This window comes from Bacillus sp. FSL R5-0431 (assembly GCF_038002985.1).
Lineage (GTDB): Bacteria > Bacillota > Bacilli > Bacillales > Bacillaceae > Bacillus.
Genome location: NZ_JBBOOG010000001.1, coordinates 3,357,059 through 3,368,580, shown reverse-complemented (window position 1 = coordinate 3,368,580; position 11,522 = coordinate 3,357,059). Strand labels below are relative to the sequence as shown.

The 11,522-nt window shown below is 44.4% G+C and carries 13 protein-coding genes; 8 read left to right on the top strand and 5 right to left on the bottom strand.

Annotated features, from left to right (window positions below):
- Nucleotide 1 precedes the first annotated feature (1 nt).
- The 8 genes from MKZ03_RS17375 (at nt 2) to MKZ03_RS17340 (ending at nt 6,787) form a co-directional block, all read left to right on the top strand.
- Nucleotides 2–1,126 carry an N-acetylneuraminate synthase family protein gene (locus MKZ03_RS17375; protein WP_066031582.1) on the top strand — a complete coding sequence of 375 codons (1,125 nt, stop codon included), beginning with the start codon at nt 2–4 and terminating at the stop codon, nt 1,124–1,126.
- A complete protein-coding gene (locus MKZ03_RS17370; RefSeq protein WP_034660381.1) occupies nt 1,116–1,856 on the top strand; it encodes a cytidylyltransferase domain-containing protein in 741 nt (246 codons plus the stop codon). The genes MKZ03_RS17375 and MKZ03_RS17370 overlap by 11 nt, the downstream gene beginning before the upstream one ends.
- Nucleotides 1,853–2,881, top strand: a complete 1,029-nt coding sequence (locus MKZ03_RS17365; protein WP_307500446.1) for a PseG/SpsG family protein — start codon at nt 1,853–1,855, stop codon at nt 2,879–2,881. The genes MKZ03_RS17370 and MKZ03_RS17365 overlap by 4 nt, the downstream gene beginning before the upstream one ends.
- A gap of 2 nt (nt 2,882–2,883) precedes the next feature.
- Nucleotides 2,884–3,624, top strand: a complete 741-nt coding sequence (locus MKZ03_RS17360) for a sugar phosphate nucleotidyltransferase (RefSeq protein ID WP_034660377.1) — start codon at nt 2,884–2,886, stop codon at nt 3,622–3,624.
- Nucleotides 3,621–4,586, top strand: coding sequence for a dTDP-glucose 4,6-dehydratase (gene rfbB / locus MKZ03_RS17355; protein ID WP_341032501.1), 966 nt, complete (start codon nt 3,621–3,623; stop codon nt 4,584–4,586). Before MKZ03_RS17360 ends, rfbB begins: the two co-directional genes overlap by 4 nt.
- Nucleotides 4,587–4,589: 3 nt before the next feature.
- A complete protein-coding gene (gene rfbD, locus MKZ03_RS17350) occupies nt 4,590–5,444 on the top strand; it encodes a dTDP-4-dehydrorhamnose reductase (protein ID WP_060597528.1) in 855 nt (284 codons plus the stop codon).
- Complete coding sequence (locus tag MKZ03_RS17345; RefSeq protein WP_060597527.1) at nt 5,437–5,892, top strand: dTDP-4-dehydrorhamnose 3,5-epimerase family protein; 456 nt, start codon at nt 5,437–5,439, stop codon at nt 5,890–5,892. Before rfbD ends, MKZ03_RS17345 begins: the two co-directional genes overlap by 8 nt.
- Nucleotides 5,893–5,995: 103 nt before the next feature.
- Complete coding sequence (locus MKZ03_RS17340; protein WP_269202091.1) at nt 5,996–6,787, top strand: SDR family oxidoreductase; 792 nt, start codon at nt 5,996–5,998, stop codon at nt 6,785–6,787.
- A 13-nt stretch (nt 6,788–6,800) separates the two neighbouring features.
- On the opposite strand, the gene MKZ03_RS17335 is transcribed toward MKZ03_RS17340, so the two are convergent.
- The 5 genes from MKZ03_RS17335 to MKZ03_RS17315 are packed head-to-tail and all read right to left on the bottom strand — an operon-like array spanning nt 6,801 to nt 11,518.
- Complete coding sequence (locus MKZ03_RS17335; protein WP_196769768.1) at nt 6,801–7,994, bottom strand: aminotransferase class I/II-fold pyridoxal phosphate-dependent enzyme; 1,194 nt, start codon at nt 7,992–7,994, stop codon at nt 6,801–6,803.
- A gap of 17 nt (nt 7,995–8,011) precedes the next feature.
- Nucleotides 8,012–9,433 carry an ATP-grasp domain-containing protein gene (locus MKZ03_RS17330; protein WP_341032500.1) on the bottom strand — a complete coding sequence of 474 codons (1,422 nt, stop codon included), beginning with the start codon at nt 9,431–9,433 and terminating at the stop codon, nt 8,012–8,014.
- Nucleotides 9,434–9,448: 15 nt separating this feature from the next.
- Entirely contained in the window at nt 9,449–10,210 is a 762-nt protein-coding gene (locus MKZ03_RS17325) for an SDR family NAD(P)-dependent oxidoreductase (RefSeq protein ID WP_066031588.1), read from the bottom strand.
- A complete protein-coding gene (locus MKZ03_RS17320; protein WP_066031589.1) occupies nt 10,207–10,914 on the bottom strand; it encodes a cupin domain-containing protein in 708 nt (235 codons plus the stop codon). The genes MKZ03_RS17325 and MKZ03_RS17320 overlap by 4 nt, the downstream gene beginning before the upstream one ends.
- 1 nt (nt 10,915) lies before the next feature.
- Entirely contained in the window at nt 10,916–11,518 is a 603-nt protein-coding gene (locus MKZ03_RS17315; RefSeq protein WP_034660365.1) for a bacilysin biosynthesis protein BacA, read from the bottom strand.
- Between the last annotated feature and the right edge of the window lie 4 nt (nt 11,519–11,522).

Here is an 11,522-nt window from a genome sequence, read left to right as displayed (position 1 = left end):
GATGGCGCATTTCTATATTGGAGATCGCAAAGTGGGGGATGGCGCGCCTGTTTTTATCATTGCAGAGGCAGGCATTAACCATGATGGAAAGCTGGATCAGGCGCTTGCTTTAATTGATGTGGCAAAAGAAGCAGGTGCCGATGCAGTGAAGTTTCAAATGTTTCAAGCTGATCGGATGTATCAAAAGGAACCGGGTTTATACGAAACAGCCAAGGGAGAAGAGGTATCCATTTTTTCTTTAGTCGAACAAATGGAGCTGCCGCCAGAATGGCTGCCAGCTTTATTGACGCGCTGTGAGGAAAAAGGGCTGATGTTTTTAAGCACAGTGTGTGACGAAGAATCTGCGGATCTATTGAATCAAACCGATCCGCCGGCTTTCAAACTGGCATCCTATGAAATCAATCATTTGCCTCTTTTGCGTCACACGGCTTCTTTTCAAAAGCCCATCATTTTCTCAACAGCCGGAGCCACTATTGCAGATGTTCATGAAGCATATGAGGCGATTACAAGCGAGCAAAACCATCAAGTCGCCATTATGCATTGCGTAGCAAAGTATCCAGCACCTAGAGCTTACACGAATCTTCGTGTGCTTCAAACCTTAGCCTCGGCTTTTCCTGAGGCAGTCATTGGCTTTTCTGATCATAGTGAGCATCCAACTGAAGCCCCTGTTGCCGCTGTGAAGCTTGGGGCAGCCATGATTGAAAAGCATTTCACGGTAGATAAGACGCTGCCTGGGGCCGATCATTCCTTTGCGCTCGATCCAGAAGAATTAAAGGAAATGGTTCAGCATATTCGAGCGGCGGAAAAGGACCGAAATCAATCAGAAACAGACGCTCATCCTCTGTCAGAGGAGATCCTTGGCAGTTCTTATAAAACGACAGCAGCCATTGAAGGGCAGATTCGTAAATTTGCGTATCGAGGGATTTTTACAACAAAAGGTATTGCAAAGGGCGAGACTTTGACAGCACAAAACATAGCCGTATTACGTCCAGGACAAAAAAGCCAAGGTCTGCATCCGCGGTACATGGAGATTTTACTTGGCGCCAAGGCTGTGAGAGACATCCCAGCCCATACAGGCGTATCGTGGAAAGATGTGCTCATGCAGGAGTCCGAGCATGATCAATGATGTGCTCTTTGTCATACAAGCTAGAATGGGCTCAACAAGGCTGCCAAAAAAGGTGATGAAACCGATCGGCGGTATGGCACTGATCGATTTCATTGTTGAACGGGTAAAGCAATCAGATCATTACAATCACAAAACCCAGAACCTCATGATTGCCACAACAGTCGAGGCAGAGGATGATCTGTTGGCTCAATATTGTTTATCAAAGGGCTATAAGGTATTTCGCGGTAGTGAGATAGATGTACTGCAGCGATTTGCGCAGATTGTCCGTCATTTTGAACCGCAAACCATTGTCCGTTTAACGGGAGATAATCCATTTATAGATCCAGCGCTTTTGTCGAAAATGGTTGAAGAACATAGACAGAAGAAGGCTGATTACACGTATACGACTGGAACGCCACTCGGTATTTCCGGGGAAATGATCGACGCATCAATTTTACGTGAAATCGACAATTTTCCCCTTACGCAGCCGGAGCGTGAGCATGTCACTCTGTATATCCGAAAGCATCCTGAGCGATTTCAACTGCAATTATTCACACCGCCCAAAGAACTCGCATATCCTGCTTATCGATTCACGATTGATACAGAAGAAGATTATGTATTTGCCACCCGTTTACTTGAGAAAGCTGGTGGATCTATTGCTGTGCCTACGGCTGAGCTTATCTCCATTTGTGAACAAGATCCTGATATTGTTCGGTTGAATCAATTTGTGAGACAGAAGGATGCTGAATGAATAAAAAAATCATGATTGTTGTGTACGGTGGTTTTTTAAGAGGGATGGGGCATGTCGCCAGAATGAGACGGCTGGCAAAAGAATTGTTTCAAGAAGGAAACGACTTATATTTCTATACAAATGAACAGATTTGTGTAGAAATGCTCTCGCATCCAGCTTGGCACGTTCATTTAGTGCAGGAACCAAACGTAATCCTTCAAATGGAGCAGGATATAAAAGAGCTGAATCCTGATCTTCTGCTGATTGATGTGCTTGATTGTGACCTCCAGTTTCTTCGATCGATCAAAGCGTCCTCCGGCTCTGCAAGGCTGGTCTTATTTGAAGAAGAAAGAGCAGAAGCCTGCCAGCTTGCTGATGCTGTCGTGAACGGCATTTATGGTGGTCTGGACGAAAAGCGTCTGCAAGTAAATGGAACGGACTATTTTTATGGAACACCTTATTTATTGTTAGATCACGAGGTCAGCAGATTAAAAGACACATATGAGGTTCGAAAAGAATGCAAAAAGGTGGTTATCAGCCTTGGAGGCAGTGATCCAGGCGGATTGTTATCAAAGGCTGTATCAGCACTCTTCGAAGCTGGCCATTTACACATTCTAGCGGTTACAGGAAAAGCCTCTCGCATCGAAGAACAAATCGAGGCTGCGCATATTCAATTCATTCGCCATACGGATCAATTACCTGCCCGTCTTGCAGAAGCCGATCTGGCGATTGTTGCTGGCGGGATGACGTTATATGAGGCAGTTTGTATCGGGGTGCCCAGCATTGTCCTTTCGCAAGTAGACCACCAAGCAGTGACAGCCACTCGTTTTGCACAAAAGGGAGCCTGCCACCATCTTGGATTAGGTGACCTTGTGGATGAAAAGGATATATGGCGTGCTGTTGAAAGAATATCCGCCAGTTACTTTCTCCGCAGGAGCATTCATCTCAATGGACGGTCACTCATTGATGGAAAAGGAACCGAACGAGTGAAAAACATTCTTATACACCTCATGAATCATCACCAAAAAGAACATAAGGATGTGTAGATGTGAAGGGAGTTATTTTAGCAGGAGGAAAGGGATCACGACTGGCACCTTTAACGAAGATTTTCAATAAACATTTATTGCCGGTTGGTCCATATCCAATGATTTATTGGTCTTTGTTCAAACTGAAAGAAGCAGGGATTTTAGATGTGATGGTCATATCACAAGAAGAACAAATCCCGCTGTTTCAAAAGCTACTTGAAGGCGATCAGGAACTCGGGATGAATATTGTCTATCAGGTACAGCCTGAAGCTTCTGGAATTTCGGACGGTTTATCCTATGCAAAGCCCTTTGTAGAAGAGGAGAAATTTGTGCTGATGCTAGGTGATAATGTATTTGAGGATTCGCTAAGCCCTTTTGTTGAAGCCTTTCAGCAGCAAGAAAGCGGAGCGAAGGTTCTGTTGAAAGAAGTGGCAGATCCAAAGCGGTTTGGCATTGCAGAAATTGATGCCGCTCACCACCGGATTTTATCAATTGAGGAAAAACCGGAGCATCCGCGTTCATCTTACTGCGTCACAGGCATCTATTTTTATGATCAAGAAGTCTTTCAATATATAGAGAAAATCTCGCCGTCAGATCGAGGCGAATTAGAGATTACAGATGTAAACAATCTCTATATCTCAAATAGCCAGCTGACCTATGATATGTTAAAAGGGTGGTGGATTGATGCAGGAACACATGAATCTCTCCACCAAGCATCTACGAAAATGTTTGAAACGATGAAGAAAAAAGAGGGATACGAATGACGAAGTCTTATTTAATTACAGGCGGAGCGGGATTTATTGGACTAAATTTTGTGAAGCTGCTGCTTCAGGAAACCGATGTCCGGCTCACTGTTTTTGACAAGTTAACATATGCCAGTCATCCAGAGGAGATGGATGAATTATTAAAGCTGTCTCATTTTCGTTTTATTCAAGGGGATATCACCCTTCAGCATGAGTTGGATCAAGCATTTGATGAAGTCTATGATGCCATCATTCATTTTGCAGCGGAATCCCATGTTGATCGCAGTATTGAATCGGCTGAGCCCTTTATTCAAACCAATGTGCTCGGCACCTATCGTATGCTGGAGGCAGTCTTAAAAGGAAAGGCGAAAAAACTCATTCATATTTCAACAGACGAAGTATATGGAGATTTGGAGCTGGATGATCCTGCTTTCACAGAACTAACACCACTTTCACCGAATAATCCTTATTCAGCAAGCAAGGCGAGTTCAGATCTGCTTGTGAAATCTTATATCCACACTCACCAATTACCCGCGATGATCACACGATGCAGCAACAACTACGGACCGTATCAGCATGAAGAAAAATTAATACCGACTATTATTAGAAAAGCGATCAATGGTGAAAAGGTCCCGATTTATGGAGACGGCCAGCAGATTCGCGATTGGCTGTATGTAGAGGATCATGCGAGAGCTGTAAAGCGGGTCCTTGAAAGCGGAACAGCTGGGCAGGTGTACAATATTGGCGGCGGCAACGAGAAAACGAATCTCGATTTGACCAAGACCATTCTGATGCAGCTCGGGATCAGTCATGACCGTATTGCGTTTGTTCAAGATCGAAAAGGGCATGACAGACGGTATGCCATTGATGCCAGTAAGCTGAAACGGGAGCTCGGCTGGACGCAGGAGACGTCATTTGAAGCAGGTATTGAAAAAACGATCAATTGGTATTGTGCCAAATTTGATCAGGGCGAAGAAGGGTGACGGATGAAAGTTTTAATCACCGGTGCAGGCGGGCAACTAGGGAAAGAATTGAGCAGACAGCTCAAGGAAAAAGATATCACCGTCATTGCCTTAACGAGGAGTATGCTCAATATCGCAGACCAGCAAGCAGTCAGACACGCAATGAGACACTTTCAGCCTGATATTGTTGTCAGTGCAGCAGCATATACATCTGTTGATCAATGTGAAACAGAAACGGAAAAGGCGTATCTTGTCAATGGCATTGGCGCCTATTATACAGCGCTGGAGGCAAAGAACGTGGGGGCTGATGTGTTACATGTCAGTACAGATTATGTATTTGACGGGCAAGCAGACAGCCCTTACCAAGTCGATGCACAAGCAGATCCTCAAACCATTTATGGAAAAAGTAAAAAGCTTGGTGAGGAATTGATTCATCTCGTGTCAGACGAAGTGAAAATCATCCGTACATCTTGGCTATACGGACATGAGGGACATAACTTTGTGAATACCATTCTTAGGCTCGCAGAAACAAAGGATCATTTGCGCATCGTGAACGATCAAGTAGGATCACCTACTTATACAAAGGATGTCGCAGAGGCAATCATTCATTTGTTTGATCAGAAGGCAGGGATTTACCATGTCAGTAACCGAGACAGCTGTTCCTGGTTTGACTTTGCGTCAGAAATTGTCGCAAAAAGCGGCCTGTCTACGACCATTGAGCCAATTTCCACGGAAGAGTACGGCTTCCAAACGCCTCGTCCAGCCTATTCTGTGTTAGACCTTCAAGCGATTGAAGCCACAGGCTGGCAACCAAGACATTGGAAGGATGCACTTCACGAATATTTGCAGAAAGAAGGGAGATGGCATCAGCATGATTGATGGTGTACAAACGAAAAAACTCATGAAACATTGTGATGATCGCGGCTTTTTTGCAGAGCTCATTCGAGATGATGAGCCGATGCTGAAACGCTTTGGGCAGGCATCGTGGTCGAAAAGCTTTCCAGGAGTGATCAAAGCCTTTCATTATCATGAAAAGCAAGACGACGTTTGGTTTTTCCCAGCAGGTCATGCCCAGGTCGTTTTATACGATTTGCGTGAGGATTCTCCTACAAAGGGTGAAACCGACGTGTATTATATGGGGGAAGACAATCCAATGCTGCTCCTCATCCCAAAGGGTGTCGCACATGGCTACCGGGTACTAGGCGAGACGCCGCTGCAAATTGTGTATTTCACGACAGAATCCTATGATCCGAAAAACCCAGATGAAAAGAGAATCGCTTGGAATGATGAGACGATCGGATTTGATTGGGAAACGACATTTAAATAAAGAACAGAGGCCTTTCGCAGGAGAAAGGTCTTTTTTTGTTGAAATACATTCTATATGTGTCATTTTATGTATGTTTACTAAGTTGAGTAGAAAAGGGATGTGGATGAGTTTGTCTAAAAGAATTGCATTTGTCACAGGGGCAAGTACCGGGATTGGAAAGGCAATTGCTATAAAGCTTGCCGCCCAAGACCATGTAAAAGTCATCATCAATTCTAGAAATCAATCCTCACTAGAAGATGCGCAGCAGCACATTGGGCGTATGGCAGAAACAAAAGAGCCGGTGTCTCTTTTCTGTGGCGATATGTCCCATGAAGGAGTGCGAGCTGAGGCCTTTGCGGCAATAGAAAAAGAGTTTGGCAGACTGGATGTGTTGATTAATAACATTCCAGGAGGGAAGCCAGATACTTTTGATTCATGTGAAAGTGAGCAGATGCTGGCAGCATTTTCTCAGAAAGCCATTGCGTACATTGATACGATGAAACGTGCGGCAGCGATGATGAAAAGACATGAATACGGCCGGATCATTCAAATTGTCGGGAACCTCTGGAAGGAACCTGGTGACCAAATGTTTACGAACAGTATGATGAATGCAGCGATTATCAATGCTAGTAAAAATGCAGCCACACAGCTTGCGCCCTCAGGAATCACAGTAAATTGTTTAAACCCAGGATTTATTGCTACAGATCGGTATGAACAATTTATCGGAAACATGATGCGTCAACAGTCATTATCACGCGAAGAAGCTGTAAAAGCTGTTGCGTCAGGAATCCCGATGCAAAGAGTAGGTTCAGCGAGTGAAATGGCTTCATTAGCCGCTTTTATCGCATCAGAGGAAGCCTCCTATGTCACCGGACAGCAAATATCCGTCGATGGTGGTTCAATGAAAAGTATATAACATGAAAAACCCGCTATATGCGGGTTTTTTGATGAAAGCGAATCGGCAGTATATGGAGCCGATCGATAAAAAGGGCAAGCTGTTCAATTGACGCCACCATTGAGATGCGGACATGACGTCTTCCATGTGCTCCAAATACACCCCCAGGCGTCACGACGACATCTGCATGCTCGAGTAAATAGTCGGCAAAAGCATGAGAATCCTCGAAATCATCAGGGATCGAAGCCCATAAATAAAAGGCGCCGGCTGGACGTTCAATGGTCCAGCCAAGCTGCTTCTCCGCTTGACGGATGAAGAAATTCATTCGTTCAAGGTAGACTTCTTTCAAGGATTGAATATGACAGTCATCACTTTGTAAGGCAATGGTGGCGGCTTGTTGAAATCCGCCATACATACTGACAAACACATGATCTTGGAAGGCGTTTATGGCATGAATGATGTCCTCATTCCCTACAGCAAAAGCGACTCTCCATCCTGCCATATTGAATGTTTTGGATAAAGAATATAATTCCACGCCTACTTTTTTTCCAAGAGGTGCCTTTAGAAAGCTTACTGGTTTTTGCTCATAATGAAATGAACCATAGGCAAAATCATGAATCACATGCAGACCGTGAGCTGAGGCAAATTCCGCAGCCTCTTCAAAAAATGCTTCACTTGCCACAGCACCTGTAGGGTTATTCGGATAATTTAAGAAAAGAACCTTTGCCTTTTTTAACACGTCTGGATCAATTGACGGGAAATTCGGCAAATAGCCATTTTCCTCTTCCAGTCGAATGCAGTATGGCTTTGCGTCCGCCATCAAGATGCCTGAATGATATTCTGGGTATCCAGGATCGGGGACGAGGGCAATGTCCCCTGGATCAAGCAGGCACTGACTCATCACATAAAGGCCTGTTTTCCCTCCATTGAAAAGGGCAATCTCCTTCTGCGGGTCAACCTCAATGCCGAATTCCTTTCTGTAGAAATCTGCAATGGCTTGCTTGAAAAAGTCAAAGCCTCTAAAAGGAGCATATTGCTGAAATTGCAAAGTGCCTGCTGCCTCTTGAAGGGCACTCACAATATGGGCAGGAGTAGGAAGATCGGGATTTCCCTGACCAAGGTTCACAATGTTCGCTCCGTTTTGTGTTTTATGTGCAATTTTCTCAAATACGGTTCCAAATTTTTGTTCTGGCAGCCGTTCAATCATGTTAGATGGTAAGATCTTCACCACGTTACCCTCTCTTTCTATCCCTTCACTAGTTCATCCATTAACTGAATGGCTGCCTGCTTCTGAATGTTACGGATGGATGCGGCAACATCCTGAGAAGACGAGCCTTTTAATTCAAGAGACACGATGCCATTAAATGCTTCAAATAAAGATAGGTCCACAAAGGTCCCTTTAGGTGGGACGGATTCACTGATGATGACAGTATCTCCAACCAAAGTGTCCTGCGGAATATGCACATGATCAATGGTGATGTGTGTGACCTCAGGCGGAATGTGTCCGCTCTCTTTGAAATGCTGAGGGTATAAATGACAGTCTGCTAAATAATGCGTATGTCCAGAAAGCAGTTCTTTTGGCAAATCAGCCTTTTTTCCATCGACTAATACATCAATCAGCAGCTTGGCCATATCCACCCCAAAGACCTTTTTGATATTCGGAATCATATTCCAGCCAGCAAATCTAGCTGCTGATTCGATTAATCCGGTTTCTCGATTTTTCATGAGCTTGATTTCTGTATGAGTGGCACAGTTTTCAAGACCTAGCCCTTCATTTGCCTTCTTTGCTGCCTCAATGATGAGTTGCTGGGCTTCATTGTCTAGGATCGACGGAGTAATATGAGCCGTTTCTGTAAAACCGATTTGAGGGGTCTTATCATGAATGACAAAAGGGATATATTCACCCTCAACGACTAACCCTTCAACACTGACATAATCAGCGTAGCCGTCCTCTTGATACCAATCCTCGTAAGCACCCTCTAAGTATGTTTCAGCGACAAACGGAGCTTCATACGTCACAGCGTTTGGAACGGGAATGGTTTGCAAATAGGATTGTACGTTTAAAAAGAGATCATCACTGCCGGCTCGGTCATGAAAAAGGGTCACGCCAATGGAGCTTGCTAAATATGTAGGCTTTAAAATAAGCGGTGTCCCGATATGTTCAATGGCTTGCTGGAAATCAGCTAAAGTAGTGACAGGCTGAGTTTTTACTGCTTTGACCCCAGCCGCGTTGAATGCAGCCCTCATTTGACTTTTATCACGCGCTAATTCAGCTGCCTTTACCCCAGCGCCGCGCAGTCCAAGACGCTCAGCGGCTTTTGCCATTGGTGTAATGAATAATTCATTATTGGTGGTAATCGCATCCGCTTTGAAAAAGGAAGCCACACGAACTAGGTCGTCCACCACCTCTTCCTCGGATTTCAGATAATCGTCATGTGCCCAGTAAATAGAATCTGGGTGTTCAAAAGAAGGGTTTGTGTCAAAATAATCTCGATCTTTGATGACGGCAATGGAGTATTTTTCGATTAGCTCAGCGTGTCCCTTTGTAATAGCAAAGGGTCTCGGGATATAAGAAACGATATGATACGATGCTGCCACGCTTTCGTAAAACATATGGGGCGGGCATCCTCCCAGATCAGCAATGACAAGTACGGTTTTTTTACTCAATGAAAGCACTCCTTTTTATCTAGCGGTGTAACCGCCATCTGCTGTGACAACACTTCCAGTCATATAACTGGATAGATCAGAGGCGAGAAACAGCATGACGCCCGCAATTTCTTCGGGTTTTCCGAGACGAAGTAATGGGTTCACCTTTGCTTTTTCTTTTTTGACAACCTCAAGACTTTCTGAATGATTGTCTAAAAAGGATTTTTCATTTAATGGCGTATCAATAATGCCCGGGGCGATACAGTTCACCCTGATTTGATGGGCGGCATAGTCGACCGCCATGGATTTGGTTAGCTGGATGACACCGCCCTTTGTTGCGTTATAGGCAGGGATGTCAGGCCAGCCAACAAGACCCCCGACAGATCCAGTATTGATAATACTTCCGCTTTTCTTTTCAAGCATATGCGGCAAAGTATGCTTACTCATGAGAAATACACCCGTCAGGTTGACCTGTACAATGTGGTTCCAATCCTCCAGTGTCATCTCGTGAACGGGGGAGACAATTTCGATGCCTGCATTGTTAATCAAAACATCAATTGTTCCAAAATGGTTCAGCACGAACTGAACGGTTTTTTGACAGTCAGACTCATTCGTAATATCTGTTTTGAAAAACGCAAGATGCTCGTGCGGCAATGATTCGACGAGTTGTTTGCCGCTCTGTTCATTGATGTCAGCCACTGCTACTTTTGCTCCATGCTCAAGGAAAAGCTTGACTGCGGCAAGCCCAATCCCTGATGCACCTCCTGTAATCAGGACGACTTTTCCGTCGAGGTTCATTTCTTCACCTTAGACGCTTTTGGCTTCAACCGATTATAGCGGGGAGGGAAGAAGAGATTAATAGACTTTGATGCTTCCGGCTTTGGATTTATCGCACCATGATCTTCCTTTGGATCACAGAAATAAGTGGTGCCAAATTCCATTTTCTCTGTAAAGCCTTCAATAGTCATATCATAACCTCCGCTGATGCAAATGCCGATTTGTTCATTGCGGTGTTTATGAAAAGGCATTTCTCCGCCATTTCCAGGAATGTTGGCAATCATGAGCTCCATCCAATCCTCTACAAAAAAGGTCACTTCCATGCCAGGGAGTAAATCCCGTGTTTTGAAAATATCTAAGAAATAAGTAGGAGGAGCCGTATATTCCTCGCCATCTTTTAATCTCTTAATATCAATAGCAATCACTTCTTCATCTGTCAGGTTAGATGCGCCGTGAGGGACAAAAGGTGGTGCGATATAGGCTGATTCTAAAGGGGTGAGCAATTGGGTCGATGGGCCGACCGTCATTTGAAGCTCGCCTTTTAATACGATGCCGATTTGTGCTTCGGGATGCTCGTGAGGTTCTATGATCGTGTGAGGAGGGACGTATGAAATTAACACTTCCGTATCACCTCTGACCGTGGAATATTGTGTGACACCATTCTCCCATTCTACTTTTTTGGCTTGAGGAAAATATCGTTCTTGCGTCTTTTGTTCAGTTTGCATATTATATCTCTCCTTTTCCGAATATGGACCAGCTCATTGGGATGCTTTTAAACGTTCGAATGAAGGTGAGGCCGTATGTGGCTCTGGCCACTTCATTGGTTAAAGCGAAATCAAATTCGCCGTCTCTTACTTTTTGTGCGGCAGTACTTGTAGAATTGACCAGCTCAAATTCAGCATTTTGGTGAATGAAATATTGAATCAAATTGACAGGTGCAGGGTGAGAGACAATTTTTAAATGGTGGAGCATTTGTTCTTGAAATGGGAAATCTGGTCTGACAGCCAAACCATACATGGGTGTGTCACATCTGAAAATTTGTAAAAGCTGCAGGTCAGGTCTCATGTAGAAGTGTTTGATTCCTTCGTATGCGTGTGGAACGAGAGTGTATTGGAGTGCGTTAGAGAGAGTATGTTCAATGCAAGTTTCGAACGTGTCGTAAAGGGATAGTTTCGTATGAGTGCCGAGTGTAGTGGTGGAATGAGAGATGAAATGTTTTGCTGCATATTCACTGCTTGTCCCCTCAGGGCCTAGTGTATTGACTGTAAACATCTTAGGTGAAACGATGGGCTCTTCTTTGAAATGAAAAACATCATTCTTTAAGATCATGTTT